Source organism: Halorubrum sp. SD683 (assembly GCF_002135045.1).
In the GTDB taxonomy this organism is placed as follows: domain Archaea; phylum Halobacteriota; class Halobacteria; order Halobacteriales; family Haloferacaceae; genus Halorubrum; species Halorubrum ezzemoulense.
The window spans coordinates 26,529-43,219 of sequence record NZ_NEWJ01000004.1 but is presented as its reverse complement, the minus strand read 5'-3'; the positions used below and the strand labels follow the sequence as shown (position 1 = coordinate 43,219).

At 70.1% G+C, this 16,691-nt stretch carries 22 protein-coding genes; 11 read left to right on the top strand and 11 right to left on the bottom strand.

The window, feature by feature from the left end; translation table 11 throughout:
- Window positions 1–51 precede the first annotated feature (51 nt).
- Window positions 52–876, bottom strand: a complete 825-nt coding sequence (locus B9G49_RS02780; RefSeq protein WP_086215346.1) for an NRDE family protein — start codon at window positions 874–876, stop codon at window positions 52–54.
- Between the two features lie 105 nt (window positions 877–981).
- Here B9G49_RS02780 and B9G49_RS02775 point away from each other — a divergent pair, with 105 nt between their 5' ends.
- The 5 genes from B9G49_RS02775 (at window position 982) to B9G49_RS02755 (ending at window position 4,650) form a co-directional block, all read left to right on the top strand.
- A complete protein-coding gene (locus tag B9G49_RS02775) occupies window positions 982–2,052 on the top strand; it encodes a glucose 1-dehydrogenase (RefSeq protein ID WP_086215345.1) in 1,071 nt (356 codons plus the stop codon).
- Window positions 2,039–2,674, top strand: a complete 636-nt coding sequence (gene gfcR, locus B9G49_RS02770; RefSeq protein ID WP_049930004.1) for a transcriptional regulator GfcR — start codon at window positions 2,039–2,041, stop codon at window positions 2,672–2,674. The genes B9G49_RS02775 and gfcR overlap by 14 nt, the downstream gene beginning before the upstream one ends.
- 82 nt (window positions 2,675–2,756) lie before the next feature.
- On the top strand, window positions 2,757–3,101 hold the full coding sequence (locus tag B9G49_RS02765; RefSeq protein ID WP_049930003.1) for a glutaredoxin: 345 nt from the start codon (window positions 2,757–2,759) through the stop codon (window positions 3,099–3,101).
- 165 nt (window positions 3,102–3,266) lie between these two features.
- Window positions 3,267–3,836 (top strand): hypothetical protein, encoded by a 570-nt coding sequence (locus tag B9G49_RS02760; protein ID WP_049930001.1) that lies wholly within the window; start codon window positions 3,267–3,269, stop codon window positions 3,834–3,836.
- A gap of 103 nt (window positions 3,837–3,939) precedes the next feature.
- Window positions 3,940–4,650, top strand: a complete 711-nt coding sequence (locus B9G49_RS02755; RefSeq protein ID WP_086215344.1) for a diphthine--ammonia ligase — start codon at window positions 3,940–3,942, stop codon at window positions 4,648–4,650.
- 33 nt (window positions 4,651–4,683) lie between these two features.
- Here the strand turns inward: B9G49_RS02755 and B9G49_RS02750 are convergent, their stop codons facing one another.
- The gene (locus B9G49_RS02750; protein ID WP_086215343.1) at window positions 4,684–5,937 is read right to left on the bottom strand and encodes a Glu/Leu/Phe/Val dehydrogenase; all 1,254 of its coding nucleotides are present in this window, start codon (window positions 5,935–5,937) and stop codon (window positions 4,684–4,686) included.
- 173 nt (window positions 5,938–6,110) lie between these two features.
- Window positions 6,111–6,974 carry a CoA ester lyase gene (locus B9G49_RS02745; RefSeq protein WP_086215342.1) on the bottom strand — a complete coding sequence of 288 codons (864 nt, stop codon included), beginning with the start codon at window positions 6,972–6,974 and terminating at the stop codon, window positions 6,111–6,113.
- Window positions 6,975–7,061: 87 nt separating this feature from the next.
- Here B9G49_RS02745 and B9G49_RS02740 point away from each other — a divergent pair, with 87 nt between their 5' ends.
- Window positions 7,062–7,538, top strand: a complete 477-nt coding sequence (locus tag B9G49_RS02740) for a MaoC family dehydratase (RefSeq protein ID WP_086215341.1) — start codon at window positions 7,062–7,064, stop codon at window positions 7,536–7,538.
- Window positions 7,539–7,543: 5 nt separating this feature from the next.
- Here B9G49_RS02740 and cyaB read toward each other — a convergent pair whose 3' ends face one another.
- Window positions 7,544–8,122, bottom strand: coding sequence for a class IV adenylate cyclase (cyaB, locus tag B9G49_RS02735; protein WP_049929995.1), 579 nt, complete (start codon window positions 8,120–8,122; stop codon window positions 7,544–7,546).
- 176 nt (window positions 8,123–8,298) lie between these two features.
- Here cyaB and B9G49_RS02730 point away from each other — a divergent pair, with 176 nt between their 5' ends.
- Together B9G49_RS02730 and B9G49_RS02725 are read left to right on the top strand one after the other, a co-directional pair.
- Entirely contained in the window at window positions 8,299–9,234 is a 936-nt protein-coding gene (locus tag B9G49_RS02730) for a peptidylprolyl isomerase (RefSeq protein WP_049929994.1), read from the top strand.
- A 150-nt stretch (window positions 9,235–9,384) separates the two neighbouring features.
- Window positions 9,385–9,645, top strand: a complete 261-nt coding sequence (locus B9G49_RS02725; protein WP_049929993.1) for a hypothetical protein — start codon at window positions 9,385–9,387, stop codon at window positions 9,643–9,645.
- Window positions 9,646–9,667: 22 nt separating this feature from the next.
- Here B9G49_RS02725 and B9G49_RS02720 read toward each other — a convergent pair whose 3' ends face one another.
- The 4 genes from B9G49_RS02720 to B9G49_RS02705 form a co-directional block, all read right to left on the bottom strand.
- Window positions 9,668–10,288, bottom strand: coding sequence for a transcriptional regulator (locus B9G49_RS02720; RefSeq protein ID WP_086215340.1), 621 nt, complete (start codon window positions 10,286–10,288; stop codon window positions 9,668–9,670).
- Window positions 10,289–10,392: 104 nt separating this feature from the next.
- Window positions 10,393–11,091, bottom strand: a complete 699-nt coding sequence (locus B9G49_RS02715) for a P-loop NTPase (RefSeq protein WP_086215339.1) — start codon at window positions 11,089–11,091, stop codon at window positions 10,393–10,395.
- Window positions 11,092–11,184: 93 nt separating this feature from the next.
- Window positions 11,185–11,559: a YlbF family regulator gene (locus tag B9G49_RS02710; protein WP_049929990.1), complete on the bottom strand. Its 375-nt coding sequence runs from the start codon at window positions 11,557–11,559 to the stop codon at window positions 11,185–11,187.
- A gap of 69 nt (window positions 11,560–11,628) precedes the next feature.
- Window positions 11,629–12,288, bottom strand: coding sequence for an alpha/beta hydrolase (locus tag B9G49_RS02705; protein ID WP_086215338.1), 660 nt, complete (start codon window positions 12,286–12,288; stop codon window positions 11,629–11,631).
- 230 nt (window positions 12,289–12,518) lie between these two features.
- Between B9G49_RS02705 and dph2 the strand changes: the two genes are divergently transcribed.
- Window positions 12,519–13,562, top strand: a complete 1,044-nt coding sequence (gene dph2, locus B9G49_RS02700) for a diphthamide biosynthesis enzyme Dph2 (RefSeq protein ID WP_086215337.1) — start codon at window positions 12,519–12,521, stop codon at window positions 13,560–13,562.
- Between the two features lie 67 nt (window positions 13,563–13,629).
- Here the strand turns inward: dph2 and B9G49_RS02695 are convergent, their stop codons facing one another.
- Window positions 13,630–13,842 carry a hypothetical protein gene (locus B9G49_RS02695; protein ID WP_086215336.1) on the bottom strand — a complete coding sequence of 71 codons (213 nt, stop codon included), beginning with the start codon at window positions 13,840–13,842 and terminating at the stop codon, window positions 13,630–13,632.
- Window positions 13,839–14,039, bottom strand: coding sequence for a hypothetical protein (locus tag B9G49_RS02690; protein WP_049929984.1), 201 nt, complete (start codon window positions 14,037–14,039; stop codon window positions 13,839–13,841). The genes B9G49_RS02695 and B9G49_RS02690 overlap by 4 nt, the downstream gene beginning before the upstream one ends.
- A 235-nt stretch (window positions 14,040–14,274) precedes the next feature.
- Between B9G49_RS02690 and B9G49_RS02685 the strand changes: the two genes are divergently transcribed.
- A complete protein-coding gene (locus B9G49_RS02685) occupies window positions 14,275–15,351 on the top strand; it encodes a HAMP domain-containing sensor histidine kinase (protein ID WP_086215335.1) in 1,077 nt (358 codons plus the stop codon).
- Window positions 15,352–15,357: 6 nt separating this feature from the next.
- On the opposite strand, the gene B9G49_RS02680 is transcribed toward B9G49_RS02685, so the two are convergent.
- A complete protein-coding gene (locus tag B9G49_RS02680) occupies window positions 15,358–15,807 on the bottom strand; it encodes a TIGR00725 family protein (protein WP_086215334.1) in 450 nt (149 codons plus the stop codon).
- Window positions 15,808–15,942: 135 nt separating this feature from the next.
- On the opposite strand from B9G49_RS02680, the gene B9G49_RS02675 reads away from it, so the two are divergent.
- Window positions 15,943–16,599, top strand: coding sequence for an HAD family hydrolase (locus B9G49_RS02675; RefSeq protein ID WP_049929980.1), 657 nt, complete (start codon window positions 15,943–15,945; stop codon window positions 16,597–16,599).
- Window positions 16,600–16,691: the final 92 nt, after the last annotated feature.

The following is a 16,691-nucleotide window of genomic DNA, read 5'->3' as shown; positions in this document are numbered from 1 at the left end:
CGTCTCGGTACCGAGTCGCACGGCGGGCGGGGTACGCTCCGCTCCGCCCCGCTACGCCCGGCCCGTCGCGAAGTCGGCCGGGAGCGGCACCGCCTCGGCCGGCGTCTCGCAGGGCGGTCCGTCGGCGTACGCGACGGCGGGGTCGCCGCCGGTCCGGATCCGGGTGAACGAGCGCGTTCCGAACCCGTCGCCGTGGAGGCAGGCGCCGTACTCGTGGTCCGCGAGGACGGCGCTCGCGCGGTCGAGCCACGACGCTCCCGACTCCCCCGGCTCCGGGGCGAGCGCGGCCGCGATCCGCCTCGTGCTGTCGGCCCGCTCCTCGCCGAACTCCCGGCGTCGCTCGGGGACCGCGAACCGCTCCGTCCCGTTGACCACGCCGCCGACGTTGCCGATCACGTGGACGCCCGGGTCGAGCCGGGTCACGGCGAGGCCGCCGTCGTACGCCAAGAGGAACGCCGCGCGATCGTCGGCGAGGACGAGGTTGAAGCCGTCGTACGCGCGCTCGTCGAGTTCGCGCTCGACGGTCCGCACCGCGTCCTCCGCGGAGGCGGCCGTCAGGCAGTCGCGCACGAGCAGCCCGCGGGAGCGGTCGCCCTCGCGGTCGGCGTCGAGCCAGCGGTTCGTGACGGCGACGACGAGACCGTCCTCGGAGAGGCCGATCCACGTACCGCCGGCCTCGGCGTCGCGCGGGGCCACGTACCGGCCGCCGCCGTCGAACCCCTCGCCGTCGTCTCCGCCGTCACCCTGCCCGCTATCGCCGTCGCCCTCTCGGAGTGCCGGCGGTTCGCTCGGGCGGTCGTGCGCCTCGTCGCGGGTGGCGGCGAGCGCGACGGGGGCGTCGCCGAACGTCCGCCACGCCAGAGTCAGTGTACACACGCCAGCGAGTACGGCCGACCGGGTGAAAACTCCACGGTGGAGCCCCCACACGTGTTTACTCGAAATAAAAGAAATCTTTTGAGGGCCGACCGCTTGGGTCGTGGTATGGACGCGATTGCCGTCTACGAGGGAGCCGACGAACCGGTCGTGACAGAGAGACCGCGACCGGAGCCCGCGCCCGGCGAGGCGCTGGTTCGGACGCTCCGGGTCGGCGTCGACGGGACCGACCACGAGGTCATCGCCGGCGGGCACGGCGGGGCGCCCGCGGGCGAGGACCACCTCGTGTTGGGTCACGAGGCCGTCGGCGTGATCGAGGAGCCGAACGACACGCCGTTCGAGGTCGGCGATGTCGTCGTCCCGACGGTCCGCCGCCCGCCGAACGGCGCCAACGAGTACTTCGCGCGCGGCGAGCCCGACATGGCGCCGGACGGCGAGTACCACGAGCGGGGCATCGTCGGGGCGCACGGGTTCATGGCGGAGTACTTCACCAGCCCGGCCGAGTTTCTCGTCGAGATCCCCCCGGCGCTCGCCGAGTGGGGCTTCCTCGTCGAACCGGTCTCGATCGCGGAGAAGGCGATCGAGCACGCGTACGCCAGCCGGTCGGCGTTCCACTGGGAGCCCGAGTCGGCGCTCGTGCTGGGGAACGGGTCGCTCGGCCTGCTGACCGTGGCGACCCTCGACGAGTCGTTCGACCGGATCTACTGTCTCGGACGGCGCGAGCGCCCCGACCCGACGATCGAGATCATCGAGTCGCTCGGAGCGACGTACGTGAACTCCAACGACACCGCGATCCCGGAGGTGCCAGAGGTGTACGAACCGATGGACCTCGTCTTCGAGGCGACCGGCTACGCGCCCCACGCCTTCGAGACGATCGAGGCGCTCGCGCCCAACGGCGTCGGCGCGCTCCTCGGCGTCCCGGGGGACTGGGAGTTCGAAATCGACGGCGGCCGGCTCCACCGGGAGTTCGTCCTCCACAACAAGGCGCTCGTCGGCAGCGTCAACTCCGGGTACGGGCACTTCGAGTCGGCCGTCGAGTCGCTCTCGCGACTCTCCGACGGGTTCCTCGATGATCTCGTGACCGGCGTCCACGGGCTCGACGACTTCGAGGCCGCGTTCGCGGATGACGACACGACTATTAAAACGGCGGTCGAATTTGCCGCGTATGAAGAACGTTGACGACCTCATCGACAGCGCTGCCGAGCTCGCGGAGCGGGGGCTCTCGAAGGGAGAGATCGCGGACGAACTGAACGTCTCCCGCGAGACGGCGAGCTGGCTGGTCGAGCGCGGCGGCGGCGCCGAGACGGACGAGGCGGCCGCGGACGCGGCGGCGTCGGCCGACATCCACGTCGACTGGTCGGCGCTCGGGCGCGACTCGACCCGCCTCGGCTTCGCGGCGAGCGCGATGGCGGACCTGCTGGCCAAACAGGGCGAGGCGGTCGACCTGACCGTCGGCATCGAGAAGGCGGGCGCGCCGCTCGCGACCGCGGTCGCCGACCGGCTCGACACCGACCTCGGTACGTACGCCCCCGCGAAACACCAGTGGGATGAGGGCGACATCGACGAGCACGGCGGCGGCTTCTCGCGGAACTTCGCCGCGATCCGGAACCGCGACTGCTACGTCGTCGACGACATCATCACCTCCGGGACGACGATGCGGGAGTCGATCGACGCGATCCGCGAGCAGGGCGGCGAGCCGGTCGCGTGCGTCGTCCTCGTCGACAAGATGGGGTACGACGACATCGACGGCGTTCCGGTCTACTCGCTCGTCGACGTGGTGCGCGTCGACCGCGAGGAGTAAGCGCCGAGCCGGTCGGCGGTCGGCCCGTCACGTCGCCCGCCCGTGCGGAACCCATTTGCCTCGGCGTCGCGTATCGAGCCGTATGACGTTCAGTCCCGAAGCCGACGCCGACGCCGAAGAGATCGAACAGCGAGTCGAGACGGTCCTCGCCGATAACGACGTGGTACTCTTCATGAAGGGGAACCGTCTGATGCCCCAGTGTGGCTACTCCCAGCGCGCCGTCGAGCTGATCTCCCAGCACGTCGAGGAGTTCGAGACGGTCGACGTGCTGCCCGCGCTGCCGCAGTACCGCGAGGCGCTGGAGTCTCACAGCGGGTGGGAGACGATTCCGCAGACGTTCGTCGACGGCGAGTTCGTCGGCGGCAGCGACGTGCTCGGCGAACTCGACGAGCGCGGCGAGCTCGCCGCGGAACTGGGCGCCGAGTGAGCCGTCGCCCCCGCCGTTGATCCTCCGGTCCGGGCGCGACGTACACGCGGATCCTGACACCTCGAAGGGCAGTCCATATAAACCTACGGTGCGTAGCTACGGTAGGTGCGGCCGTTGCCGCCGCCGCCGTGACCACCGGTTCGACCCCACCGCATTCCACAAACAATGACAGGCCGCGTGTTCCGACTCCATTCGACGCTCGAACTGCCACTCGAAGACGTAGAGACGTACTTCGACGAAGACCCCGATCTGCCGGAGGAGATCGACGACATCGACATCACGCGTCGAAACAACACACTCATCATCAAGGCCCTGTCCGACGACGAGTCGATCAGCAAGTACACGCCCACGGCGCAGCTGAAGGCGTCGGTCACGGAGACCCGCGTCTGGGAGGAGGAGCCGCCCCGCGCCGGCGGTCCCCAGTGGATGGACGACGAGGAGGAGGAGATCCCCTCCGAGCTCGTCGAGTTCGCCTGCTTCAAGGGCGACCGCGAGACCGTCCTCCAGAACTCCGCGCTCCAGTACCCAATGTTCCGCGTGCTCCGCAAGATCGCGACGCTCTCCGAGAAGGGGACGCTCACCGCGATCACGGAGGAGGACGGCGAACTGGAGGCGACCCGGATCGTCGAAGGTGAACCCCGCCCCGCCAGCATCGAGGTCGTCGAGAGCCCGCAGGGCGCCGGCGAGGGCGACGGCGGCGTCAACTGGCGCGACAACGAGTTCATCTCCGACTGAGGCGGCGCGTTCGCCGCGGCCGGTCCCGCGTGCGGCGTGCGATTCGCGGCTCCCTCGCCGTCCGACCGCCGACTCTTTATCCGCGCGACTCCCTCCCCCGGTCATGAGCAACTGGGTGAGCCTCTTCTCCGGCGGCAAGGACTCCTCGTGGGCCCTGTACCGCGCGCTGGAGGAAGGGCTCGACGTCTCGCGGCTGCTGACCGTCCACCCCGCCGGCGACTCGTACATGTACCACACGCCGGCGACCGAGCTCGCCGAACTCGCGGCCGAGAGCGTCGGCGTCGACCTCGTCGAGGTGTCGCCGGACGACTTCGGTGCCGCAGACGTCGACGACGCCGGCACGCAGGGCGACGCGGAGCTGGAGCCGATGGAGGCGGCGCTCCGAGAGATCGCCGCCGCGGACGACCTCGACCTCGCCGGCGTCACGGCCGGCGCCGTCGAGAGCGAGTTCCAGACGGACCGGATTCGGGGGATGTGCGACCGGCTTGGGATCGACCTGTTCGCCCCGCTGTGGCAGCGGGACCCGGTCGAACTCGCGGAGGCGATGTTCGACGCCGGCTTCGAGATCCGGATCATCCAAGTGGCGGCGTACGGGCTCGACGAATCATGGCTCGGACGACGGTACGACGCGGACGCGCTCGACGACCTGCTCGCGCTCCGCGAGGAGTACGGCGTCCACCCGCTCGGCGAGGGCGGCGAGTTCGAGACGTACGTCGTCGACGGCCCGCACATGGACCGCCGCATCGACCTGACGTACGACACGGTCTGGGAGGGTGACCGCGGTCACATCGAAGTCCGCGACGCGACGCTGTAGTAGAGCGCCCTTTGAAACGGCGAAAGAGTCCCGTTACGGCCAGTTTCCGGCCTGATCGTATGCGTCCACGATCCGACCGATACCGACGACGTACGCCGCGGTGCGGAGGTTGCGGACGTCGTTCGACTCGTAGGTGTCGACCAGCGTGTCGAAGGCCTCCGTGATCACGCGTTCCAGTTCCTCGTTGACGCGCGCCTCGGTCCAACTGAACCGCTGTCGGTTCTGGACCCACTCGAAGTACGATACGGTGACGCCTCCCGCGTTCGCGAGGATGTCGGGGACGACGTTGACGTCGCGGTCGGCGAGCACGTCGTCGGCGTCGGGCGTGAGCGGACCGTTCGCCGCCTCGACGATCAGGTCGGCGCCGACGTCCGCCGCGAGCTCGGCGTCGACCGCGTTCTCCAGCGCGGCCGGGACGAGGCAGTCGACGTCGAGCGTGAGCAGCTCGTCGTTCGTGAGGCCGTCGGCGCCGGGGTAGCCCGTCACCGACCCGGTCTCGGCCTTGTGCGCCTTCACGTCGCGGGGGTCGAGCCCTTCCGGGTCGCGGATCCCGCCGGCGGAGTCGGAGCCCGCGACCACGTCGGCGCCGAGGTCGTCGAGCAGCGCCGCCGCGATCGACCCGGCGTTGCCGTACCCCTGAACCGCGACGGTCGCGTCCGCGACGTCGCGGCCGAGCCAGTCGAACGCCTCGCGGGCCGACAGCGCGACGGAGCGACCGGTCGCCTCGACGCGACCCTCGCTGCCGCCGGAGTCGAGCGCCTTCCCCGTGATGACGCCGGGGGCGGTGGTGTTTTCGAGGGTCTCGTAGGTGTCTTTGATCCAGTTCATCTCCCGCTGGCCGGTGTTGACATCCGGCGCGGGGATGTCGCGGTCCTCGCCGATCAGCGGCCGGAGTTCCGTCGCGAACGCCCGCGTGAGTCGCTCCAGCTCGGACTCGGAGTAGTCCGCCGGATCGATCGCGATGCCGCCCTTGCCGCCGCCGTACGGGACGTCGACGACGGCGCACTTGTACGCCATCCAGCCCGACAGCGCCTTCACCTCGTCGCGGGTGACGCCCGGGTGATAGCGGATCCCGCCCTTGTACGGCCCCCGGTCGCCGTTGAACTGCGCGCGGTACGCGCGCACCGTCTCCAGCGAGCCGTCGTCGCGCTCGAACGTCAGGTTCGTCTCCAACACCCGTTCCGGGTTCTTCAGGCGCTCGATGACGCCCGAGTCGGCGTCGACGACCGCCGCGGCGTCGTCTACCTGCTCCCGCAGGCTCTCGAACGGATTCGCCTCCGTAGTCATACGATCAGTCTCGGTGGGCGGTGGTTAACTGTGGCGACCGGTACGGAAATTGTGCGTGCCGACACCGTCCGAACGACGCGCATCGACGCCGATCGAGCGATGCGGGTCGACCCCGTCCACAGCGACAGCCGGGCGGGTCGCGACCCGAACGCCGGCCGGGCCACCGATCCGACTCAGCGGGTCCCGTCGGGCGCGCGGTCGAGGATCCGCTCCGCCTGCGCGATCAGCGGCGCGTCGATCATCTCGCCGTCCACCTGGAAGACGGCGCGTCCCTCCCCCTCCGCCTCGTCGCGGGCGTCGAGGACCGCCGCGGCCCACTCGACGTCGTCCGGGTCCGGGGTGAACGCCTCGGTGATCGGGCCTACCTGCGCCGGGTGGATCGCCAGCTTCCCGTCGTAGCCGAGCCGGCGCGCGAACGCGGCGTCCTCCCGGAGCCCCGACTCGTCCGAGAAGTCCGTGTAGACCGTGTCGAGCGCGTCGACGCCGGCCGCGCTCGCGGCGAGGACGACGTGTTCGCGGGCGTACAGCACCTCCGTCCCCTCGTCGGTCCGGGTCGCGCCCACGTCCGCGGCGAGGTCTTCGGCGCCGAACGCGACCGCGTCGGTCGCCTCCGCCGCCGCGATCGCCTCCGCCGCGAGGACGCCCGCCGCCGTCTCGACGAGCGCGAACACCGCGGGATCGCGGCCCCGCTCGGCGCACAGTTCGGCGACGCGCTCGACCCGACCCGCGCCCTCGACCTTCGGGAGCATCACCGCGTCGAGGGTGACCGCGTCGCCGCCCCCCCCTCTGTCGGTACCGATCACCCCGTCGAGGTCGGCCGCGGGCGACTCGGCGGTGAGCCGGACGCAGACCTCCGCGTCCGGGTCGAAGGCGGGGTCCGCGAGCACCTCGCGGACCGCCGCCCTCGCCTCGTCCTTCCGGCCGGGCGCGACGGCGTCCTCGAGGTCGAAACAGATCACGTCGGCGCCGGTTCCCGGCGCCTTCCGCATGAGTTCGGGGCTGTCGCCGGGCGAGAACAGCAAGCTTCGGCGTGGCATGTGCGGGGGTGCGCGGGCGGGCAAATAAAACCCGACGGCCGCCCCGAGAGCGGTACCGATTTCACGCCGCCGGTCGAGCGGGGGCCCATGCCCGGACTGTACTACGAGGAGTTCGAAGTCGGCGAGACGATCGACCACGCGACGCGGCGGACGATAAGCGAGGCCGACAACCAGCGCTTCTGCGACATGACGATGAACCAGCAGCCGCTCCACCTCGACGCCGACTTCGCCGCGGAAACGGAGTTCGGCGAGCGACTGGTGAACGGACTGTACACGATGTCGCTCGCGGTCGGGATGTCGATCCCGGAGACGACCGACGGCACCATCGTCGCGAACCTCTCGTACGACGGCGTCGAACACCCGAACCCGGTGTTCCACGGCGACACGATCCGCGCCCGCTCGACGGTCACCGACAAGCGCGAGACGAGCGACGGCGAGCGCGGCGTCGTCACCATGCGCGTGGAAGCGTTCAAGATCGTCAACGGCGACGACGACGTCTTAGTCTGCGAGTTCGAGCGGACGGTCCTCTCCGAGAAGCGGCCGACGGGGGACGGGGACGGCTGACTGCCTCAGTCGTCCTCGCCGGCGAGCAGCAGCCCGAGGTAGGAGGTGCGAACTTGGTCGTCGGCGTCGAGGCCGAGCCGGTCGAGCGCCTCGATCGCTGCCTCGCGCGCCGCGTCGACCTCGCTTTCGGACTCGACGGCGCGTTCGATCTCGACGTACTCGTCGAGCCCGGTGACGGCGTCGAGCGTCACGGTGAACCCGTCGTACGCCCAGAACTCGCGCCGCTTCTCCACCGTCGCGGCCGGCTCGAAGCCGAGCCCGGAGAGGGCCGCCGCGAGCGCCTCTCCGTCGTCGACGCCCGTCTCGTGTTCGGCGCGGGTCTTCGAGGCCTCGTCGAGGAGGGGTCCCTTATACGTGATCGTCGCCGCCGGGTCGTCGGCGGAGGACGCCGACCCCTCGCCGTCCGACAGCGGCATCTCGCGCCGGATCCGGAGCGCCTCGTCCGTTTCGGCGAACTCGCGGTGCGGCGCGTCGTAGTACGTGTCGCGCTGTCGCTTGGCGGCGACGTGCTCGGCCCCGACCTCGCGGAGGCGCTCTCGCGTTGCGTCCAGGTCCGCCGGTACCTTGATCTCGACCTCGTACATGCCCGGCACTGCGGTCGGACCGCTCATAAGGAGCGCGGGACGCCGCCGTGCTCCGCGACGAACCGCCGCGACCCGTAGGCCGGCGCGCCGGCCGCCGAATCGCCGCTGTCGCCCGCTCGTCGGCGGGCTTCGGGCCGAACCGTGCTTCTTAAGGGTGTAACAGGTGACCTTCAGGTATGAGCGATCAGGAGCAAGCGGACGCGGCCGCCGAGGCCGAGGAGACCGAGACCGAGACTGACGCTGACGGACTCGAAGACGGCGACTTCGTCCGCGTCGCGTACACGATCCGAACGGCCGACGACGACCGCGTCATCGACACGACCGACAAGGAGACGGCCGAGGACGCCGAGATCGACGTCGACGAGTACGACTTCGAGCCCCGGATCATCGCGCTCGGTGCCGGCCACGTGTTCCCCTCCGTCGAGGAGGCGTTCATCGGCGGCGCCGTCGGCGACGAGGGAACGGTCGACGTCCCGGCCGACGACGCCTTCGGCGAGTACGATCCCGACGAGGTCGAGACCGTCAAGGCCGACAAGATCCCCGAGGACAGCCGCTACCCCGGCGCGCAGGTCCAGATCGACAATCAGCAGGGCCACCTCGAGACGATCATCGGCGGCCGCGCACGCGTCGACTTTAACCACCCGCTCGCCGGCGAGGACCTCGAGTACGAGTACGAGATCCTCGAAGCCATCGACGACCGCGAGGAGCAGGCCGCCGGCATGCTCGGGATGTACCTTCAGGAGGCGCCCGAGGTCCGCATCGAGACGGAGACCGAGGAGGAGGAGACCGTCACGGAGGACGAGGACGGCGAGGAGACCGTCGAGACTGAGGAGGTCGAGAAGGACATCCTCTACGTCACCGCGACGCAGGCGATGCAGATGAACCAGCAGTGGATGTTCCAGAAACAGCAGATCGCGCAGGACCTCATGGACCGCCTCGACCTCGACCGCGTCGTGATCGAGGAGGTCATCGAGGGCGGCGGCATGGGTGGCCTCGGCGGCATGATGGGCGGCATGGGCGGCGCCGGCGCCGGCGATGTCGACATCGAGGAGGCGCTCGAGGACGTCGACGTCGACGCCGACGAGATCGTCGACGAGATCGACGAGGAGTAACGGACCCCGTCGCTGCCGGGTTTCGCTTCTTCGAGACGCTGGTGCCTCGAGCGGCCGCGCTACGCCGCCACTCACTCCGGTGGCTCAGCCCGCAGCGTCAGGTCGACCGACGAACGGATCGCTTTTGCCCGACGCCGCGCCCACACCGGTATGGAGATCGAACGGGCACGCGAGGACGCGCTCGTCGCCGCGGTCGCGGGCGCGACGACCGTCGCGGTCGCGTTGTTGTCGAGCTTCACCGCCGTCGTCTCGGTTGCGACGCTCCCGACGCTGGCGCCGCTCGCCGTGTACGCGTCGTACCTCTTCTCGCGGAAGGGCGGGCCGTACGGAGCGTTCGACACCGCGCGAAACTGGGCGATCGCTTCGGCCGTCGTCGGCGCGCTGACACTTCTCGCGTCCGTCGTGTCGTAGCCGAATCAAGCGATCGGCCGCGTCAGGCGATGTCGCGGCTCGTGTCGACGGCGACCTCGTCGGTTAGTTTCAGCTTCAGCGGCTCCTCCAAGGCGGCGCCGCCGCGGAACTTGGCGACGACGAGCCGGTTCGCGATCTCGGTCCCGGTGACCGTCGTCCGGAGGTCGAACACGATGTCCGCGACCTGTTCCGTGATCCGGCGCGCCTGCGGGTCCTCCCCGCCGCGGAGCGCGTGGAGCAGCGCGACGCCGTCGGCGTCGTCGACCCGAGCGCGCACGCCGTCGAGGAACTCGGCGTACGCCGCCGGAGACGCGCCGCGCTCCAGCGGCTCCACGGAGTCGACGATCAGCGTTCCCTCTTCCGGGAGATCGGTCGTGAGCGACGCCGCCTCGTCGAGGTCGCCGACCTCGTCGGTGGCCTCCACCGTCGTCTCCCCGTCCCCGTCGCGGCTGAGCGCCGCCTCCACCGCCCCGGCCGATCGGACGGTCGTGAGGTAGCGGCACCTCCGAACGCGGGCGAACCGGTCCAAGATGAGCTCGGACTGGCTGTCGGGGTTCGCCTTCAACACGACGACGCTACCGCTCGGGAACCCCCCGCCGAACTGTCGGTCCAGCACCGAGACCCCGGTCGGAAGCGTCTCCATACGATCGCTGCCGCCCGTGGAGGTTTGGGTCTGTCGGTGGCGGCTCTCTCGACCGGTCTCGCCACCGAAATCCGCCGCCCCGGAGTCGGCCGCGTCCGTGATTCTCACGCGATCTGCCACCCGTCCGCCGCCGCCGTCTCGCCGAGTCGCCGAGCGAGTTCGTCGTACGCGCTCCGGACCGCGGGGTCGGACAGCGGCTCGGCTCCGCCGTCGGGAACCGCACCGAAGACGGGACAGCCGAGCAGCGTCGCAACCGAGTCCGGTACGCTCGCCTCGCCGACGGCGACCGCCCCCACCGGCGGGCAGTCGAGGCGGCGAGCGATCGCCGCCGTCTTCGCGGCGTCACGGAGCGCGGCGCGGCGGAGCGGCGTCGCGATCAGCGCGCGGTCCGCGGCCCGAAGCGGCGCGGCCGCGTCCGCCGACGCGCCCGCCGGGCAGTCGAGCAACACCGGCGCGCCGTCGGGCGTCGCGCCGTCGAGTGCCGCGAGCGCTCCGAACGCGTCGACCGATCGCGGCGCGTCCGGGGCGGCGAGAACGATCGGCTCGGAGCGGTCGGGACGGACCGGAACGGTCCCGCGGACCGCGTCGCGGACCGTCGTCTCGTCCTCTGGACTGCCAGGGAGATCGGGATCGGCCGGACCGCCGTCGGTCGCGGTCTCCGCTGCGAGCCGCGCGAGGTTCGGCAGATCCCAGTCGGCGTCGGCCGCGATGGTCCGCGCGCCGCGCCGCGAGAGTGCGCGCGCGAGCCCGAGGGTGGTCGTCGTCTTTCCGCTTCCGCCCTTGCCGCCGGCGACGGCTATCACGGGGGTGGTGCGTCGGTATTCGTCATAAGGAGCGGGCCGGTCGCCGGGGGTGCGGGCGTTCGGCTCGCCGGAACGACGGGCGTAGTCCGCGAGTCAGTCCTGACAGCAGCCGCCGGCTTCCCCGCCGAAGTCGACCGCGAGGGGCTCCGAGATGGCTTCGTTGATCGCTTCGAGGGTCTCGTTCAGCTCGTCTTGTGCGTCGAGGTACTCGCTCATCACCGGCATCGAGTGGAGCTCGTCCTGCGCCTCCTGAACGCGCTGAAGTTCGGCGTTCGTCGCCTGCCCGGTCTGGCGGGCCTGCATGAACTCCGCGCGAAGCTGCTCGAACTCGTCGATCGCCGCTTGTACCTCCTCGTCTCGCTGGACCGCGGCCCTCGTCTCCTCGAAGCGCTCGTACTCCGGGGTTTCGGCGATGCGTTCGCCGAGCTCTCGACCGAGGTCCTCGATGGAGACCTGTTCGACGCTCATGTTCTGACATCGTGGCCGAGCGGTTTGAACCTGCCGGAGCCGGGGCTCGGCGGCGACGTTTGGGGTTCGCTACGCCGTCCGAGACGCGACGAACTCGACGACGGCATCGAGCTCTTGCGGGCCGATGCCGTGGCCGCCCGGGAAGCTCCCGCTCGCGACCTCGGCGTCGAGAGTTTCGAACCGTTCGACGGCCGCGGTCGTCCGCGACTCGGGAATCACCCGGTCGCCGGCGCCGGCGCCGACGAAGACCGGCTTCCCCTCGATCCCGTCCGGGTCGAGGTCGGCGTGCGACTCCGCGAGGTACCCGTGGAGGGCGACGACCCACGCGTAGCGGTCAGGGTCCTCCAAGAGGAGCGAGAGGCTCGTTATCGCGCCCTGACTGAACCCGAGCAGCCCGAGCCGGTCGGCGTCGAGTCCGTAGGCGTCGACCGCGCGCTCGACGCTCTCACCGATCAGGTCGAGGCTCCGCCGGAAGTCGTCGGCGTCTGGTTGGCTGGACTCCAGCCCGCCCGCCGAGAGGTCCAGTTCGTACCACGTGTACCCGCCCTGAAGCGGGTCGGGAGCGCGAAGGCTGACGACGTGGAGGTCGTCGGGCAGTTCGGCCGCGACCGGGAGGAGGTCCTCCTCGTCGGCGCCGCGCCCGTGGAGGACGAAGACGGCGGGCGCGGGCTCGCCGCCGGACTCCTCGTCGGGGGCGACGTGAACGTGTTCGAGCGGAATCTCGGTCATCGGTGCGGGGTTAGCGAGGGCGGCTGTTAGGTCCGTCGACCGCGGCAGCGCGTCGGTTCGGCGGGCCGCTCGTCGTCTCAGGATCGGCCGACTTGGACGCCGAGTGCGACGCGTCGAGACGCCGTGACGACCCCGGCGCGGGGCGAGGGATTCCGACGATCACGAACGTCTGGGACGAAACTCGGGGTCGAACGCGCCGTTTAACCGTCCTGCCGCACAATCCGGTCGACATGAGCGGCTCCACCGAGGGCGACCTGACGAAGACAGGGATGGCCCTCAAGCACGACCGCGAGTGGGACTACGAGCTCGACCGAATCTTGGAGGCCATCGAGGAGCGCGACGCTTCGAAGGTCGGCTTACAGTTCCCCGAGGGGCTCAAGCGCCGCGGTCCGAAGGTCGCGGACGACCTCCGCGAGGTCGCACCCGACGACGTCACGTTCATGCTCTCGGGGCAGCCCTGCTACGGGGCCTGCGACCTCGACACGTACCTGATGCGGCGGACGGACGTGTTCGTTCACTTCGGCCACACGCCGATGAAGGAGTCCGACAGCATCGTTTACGTCCCGCTGTTCTCGAACGTCGACCCGTTCCCGATCATGGAGGACGCGCTGGAGGAGGAACTCGCGTCCCCCGAAGAGGACGCCGACGTGGGCCTCGTAACGACCGCCCAGCACATGAACCGGTTCGAGGAGATGACGGACTGGCTGGAGGAGCGCGGCTACGAGGTCCACACCCGCCGGGGCGACGACCGCCTCACGAAGGAGGGGCAGGTGCTCGGCTGTAACTACGCCTCCGCGGACATCGACGCCGAGCAGGTGCTGTACGTCGGCGGCGGGAAGTTCCACCCGGTCGGGCTGGCGATGGAGCACCCGGACAAGCGCGTCGTCATCGCGGACCCGGTCAACAACGCCGTCTCGGTCGCCGAACACGACCAGTTCCTCAAGCAGCGCTACGCCGCGGTCCACAAGGCGATGGACGCCGAGAAGTGGGGCGTCATCTTCTGTACGAAGATCGGGCAGGGCCGCTGGGAGAAGGCCCAAGAGATCGTCGACAACAACGACAACGCCTACCTGATCACGATGGACGAGGTGACGCCGGACCGCCTCCGGAACTTCGACATGGACGCGTTCGTCAACACCGGCTGCCCGCGGATCACGACCGACGACGGCCCGCGGTTCCACAAGCCGATGCTGACGCCGGGCGAGTACGAGGCCGCGATCGGGGAGAAGCCGCTCGACTCGATCGAGTTCGACACGTTCCACGACACCTGGTAGGGCGGCGCACGGGAGCAGGAGACGCTATTTTTTTTTTTCGGGTACCGTCCTCGGAGCGGAATCGCCGTCACGCTTCGTTCGGCGGATGTAAAAAGAGCCCGTCGACCACGAGGGCCCCGGCCGCGAGCGACGCGCCAGCGACGGGAACCGCGTTCCCCTGCGCGAGGAGCGACCCGACCGCGTACACGGCGCAGAACGCGAGCGGGATCGCGAGCAGGACGAGGTCGGCGCGGTCGAGGCCGTCGAGGACCGCCCCCTGTCCGCGGTGGCTCCCGCTCATTCCATGTACCCGAGGTCGCGGAGCTTCTGTGCGATCTGCTTCGCCTCCGCCTCGGAGACCCCGTCGTCCGACTCCATCTCCTGAACAACGACGTGTTTCACGAACTCCTTGACGGAGCCGAACGGTTCGTCTTCAATGTACTCCTCCACGTCCGCGACGAACTCCTTCCGCAGCGAAATCGTGGTGTACTCGCTCATTGGCAAACATCTCCCGCTCCGCCGACAAAAATTTAATTATATCTAATTAGGCCGTTCCGCGGCCCGACACGCTCGATCGGTGAGCGTTCGTCGAAGGGGCCGGCCTCGCGAGCGATCGGCTCGGCGAGCGCCGAGCGGCGAACGACCAACATTCGATGGAAGCGGGCCTGCCGGCGCGCGTCGGAACAACGTTTATCTGCCGAGCGGACGGGCGTTGAGGGTAAGGTTCTCCGTGATGTCCACACCCAGCGGTTCGATCACCGTCGTCCTCGCCGCGGGAACGCCCGACCGAGCCGCGGAGCTGAAGGACTCGCTTGAGCGCGCGGACGACCGCCTCGCCGTCGAGCCGGTCGCGGGGGCCGACGCGGCCGCGGAGATAATCGAGGACTCGCCCGTCGATTGTCTGGTCACGGTCGGCGACCCGGCGGAACCGACCGGCCTCTCCCTCGTTTCGACGGCCCGCGATCGGCACCCGGAGCTTCCGATCCTGGTTTGCCCCGACCAGACGCTCGACGCGCCCGCCGTGTCCGCGGCGTTCGACGCGGGCGCCACCGACGTCGCGAGGGCGTGTCCCGATTCGGACCGGACGCCCGTCCTCGTTCACCGGGTATCGAACGCCGTCGCGTCCGCCCGCGCCGTCGCGGAGGCGGAGCGGCAGCGCGACCGGTTCGAGGAGTTCGTCCAGGGCGTCTCTCACGACCTGCGGAGTCCGCTCAACGTCGCGCAGGGTCGGCTCGCGATGGCGCAAGCGGAGGGCGGCGGCGAACACGTCGACGACGCGGCGTCAGCGGTCGACCGGACGCTGGAACTGCTCTCCGACCTGTTGACGCTCGCGGAACAGGGCGAGCGGCCGGAAGACCTCGATCCGGTCGAACTGGCGGCCCTCGCCGACGAGTGTTGGGCGAACGTCGCGACCGGCGACGCCACGCTGACCGTCGACACCAACCGGCGTATCCTCGCCGACAGCGGGCGGCTGAAGCGGCTGTTGGAGAACCTGTTCCGGAACAGCGTGGAACACGGCGGCGACGACGTGGTCGTCGTTATCGGCGACATCTCCCCGATGTACACGACGACGCGCGCCGGCGTGGTCCTGCCGGCCGGGTTCTTCGTGGCGGACGACGGCCCGGGAATCTCGCCGGAAGCGCGCGACCGCGTGTTCGAGGTGGGGTACACGACGGGCGCGAACGGGACCGGCTTCGGACTGAACATCGTCAGCGAGGTCGCCAGGGCCCACGGGTGGGAGGTCACCGTCTCCGAGGGGGCGCGAGGCGGTGCCAGATTCGACGTGACCGGCGTCGAGTTCGACGACTGACCGGCTTCAGTCCGCACCCGCGGCCCGCTCGACGTACGTGACCGCCGCCGTTGGCGAGTCGACGGCCTCGACGCCGTCCACGTCGTGCGTGTCGATTCCGGCCACCGGACGGCCCTGCGCGAGTGCGAGCCCGATCTCGGAGAGCGTGCCCCCCGCCCCGTCGACCGCGACCGCGGCATCCCCGTTCATGACGACGAGGGCGTTACGCGCGTGGCCGAGCCCCGTCGCGATCGGCGTCGTGACGTGGGGGTTGGCGTCTCTCCGGTCGTCGGTCGGGAGGATCCCGATCGTCTCGCCGTCGGCCGCCCGGGCCCCGCGACAGACAGCCGCCATGACGCCGCCGAGGCCCCCGCAGACCACGGCGTGGCCCCGCTCGGCGAGCCGCTCGCCGAGGGCCTCCGCGACCGCCGCCGTCTCCGGACCGATCGTACTCCCGCCGATGACGCTGACGCGCATGGCCCGTCGGTGGGTCCGCGCCGGGTAAAATCGGTCGGTCGCGGCCGCGAGGGGCGTCGAGACGGGCTCCCCGCCGATTCTCGTCGTCGAGACGCCCACTGAAACCCTTATCCCTGCCGGCCGTGAATGAGGGCTATGACGTACGATACCGTCGTGTTCGACAACGACGGTGTCCTCGTGGGCCGCACGCGCTTCGACGTGCTCCGGGATGCGACCCGGAACGCGTTCGAGGAGTGCGGCGTCGAGGAGCCCGATCCGGACGACGTAGAGCAGATGACCATCGGTGCGACCCCCGGTAGCGTCGGCACCGTCTGTCAGACGTACGACCTCGACCCGGGGTCGTTCTGGCGGACGCGCGACGACGTGGTGTCGCGGGCCCAACAGCAGGAGGCCCGTCAGGGACGCAAGACGCCGTACGACGACCTCGACGAGCTCCAGGACCTCGATGTCCAGATGGGGATCGTCTCGTCGAACCAGCAGGCAACCGTCGACTTCCTCGTCGATCACTTCGACGGGTTCGACCGGATCGGCGCCGCGTACGGTCGCGAGCCGACGATCCACTCGCTCCAGCTCCGCAAGCCGAACCCCCACTACATCGAGCAGGCGCTCGGCGACCTCGACGCGGACAACGCCCTGTTCGTCGGCGACAACGAGTCCGACGTGCGCGCCGCCGAGAACGCCGGGATCGACTCCGCGTTTATCCGCCGTCCCCACCGCCGCGACTGGGAACTGAACGTCTGGCCGACGTGGGAGATCGACCGGCTCTCCGACCTCCACGACATCGTGGAGTGAGGCCGAGCCCCTTCCGAGCGTCCGCTTTCCGGCAGCAACGCGTCGACGACGACCGCGGGCCGCGTCCGGCGATGAAGCGTTTAAATCGCATG

Coding starts and splice junctions, on each gene's coding strand:
- B9G49_RS02775 (WP_086215345.1), top strand. CDS start 982: ATGGACGCGATTGCCGTCTACGAGGGAGCCGACGAACCGGTCGTGACA.
- gfcR (WP_049930004.1), top strand. CDS start 2,039: ATGAAGAACGTTGACGACCTCATCGACAGCGCTGCCGAGCTCGCGGAG.
- B9G49_RS02765 (WP_049930003.1), top strand. CDS start 2,757: ATGACGTTCAGTCCCGAAGCCGACGCCGACGCCGAAGAGATCGAACAG.
- B9G49_RS02760 (WP_049930001.1), top strand. CDS start 3,267: ATGACAGGCCGCGTGTTCCGACTCCATTCGACGCTCGAACTGCCACTC.
- B9G49_RS02755 (WP_086215344.1), top strand. CDS start 3,940: ATGAGCAACTGGGTGAGCCTCTTCTCCGGCGGCAAGGACTCCTCGTGG.
- B9G49_RS02750 (WP_086215343.1), bottom strand. CDS start 5,937: ATGACTACGGAGGCGAATCCGTTCGAGAGCCTGCGGGAGCAGGTAGAC.
- B9G49_RS02745 (WP_086215342.1), bottom strand. CDS start 6,974: ATGCCACGCCGAAGCTTGCTGTTCTCGCCCGGCGACAGCCCCGAACTC.
- B9G49_RS02740 (WP_086215341.1), top strand. CDS start 7,062: ATGCCCGGACTGTACTACGAGGAGTTCGAAGTCGGCGAGACGATCGAC.
- cyaB (WP_049929995.1), bottom strand. CDS start 8,122: ATGTACGAGGTCGAGATCAAGGTACCGGCGGACCTGGACGCAACGCGA.
- B9G49_RS02730 (WP_049929994.1), top strand. CDS start 8,299: ATGAGCGATCAGGAGCAAGCGGACGCGGCCGCCGAGGCCGAGGAGACC.
- B9G49_RS02725 (WP_049929993.1), top strand. CDS start 9,385: ATGGAGATCGAACGGGCACGCGAGGACGCGCTCGTCGCCGCGGTCGCG.
- B9G49_RS02720 (WP_086215340.1), bottom strand. CDS start 10,288: ATGGAGACGCTTCCGACCGGGGTCTCGGTGCTGGACCGACAGTTCGGC.
- B9G49_RS02710 (WP_049929990.1), bottom strand. CDS start 11,559: ATGAGCGTCGAACAGGTCTCCATCGAGGACCTCGGTCGAGAGCTCGGC.
- B9G49_RS02705 (WP_086215338.1), bottom strand. CDS start 12,288: ATGACCGAGATTCCGCTCGAACACGTTCACGTCGCCCCCGACGAGGAG.
- dph2 (WP_086215337.1), top strand. CDS start 12,519: ATGAGCGGCTCCACCGAGGGCGACCTGACGAAGACAGGGATGGCCCTC.
- B9G49_RS02695 (WP_086215336.1), bottom strand. CDS start 13,842: ATGAGCGGGAGCCACCGCGGACAGGGGGCGGTCCTCGACGGCCTCGAC.
- B9G49_RS02690 (WP_049929984.1), bottom strand. CDS start 14,039: ATGAGCGAGTACACCACGATTTCGCTGCGGAAGGAGTTCGTCGCGGAC.
- B9G49_RS02685 (WP_086215335.1), top strand. CDS start 14,275: ATGTCCACACCCAGCGGTTCGATCACCGTCGTCCTCGCCGCGGGAACG.
- B9G49_RS02680 (WP_086215334.1), bottom strand. CDS start 15,807: ATGCGCGTCAGCGTCATCGGCGGGAGTACGATCGGTCCGGAGACGGCG.
- B9G49_RS02675 (WP_049929980.1), top strand. CDS start 15,943: ATGACGTACGATACCGTCGTGTTCGACAACGACGGTGTCCTCGTGGGC.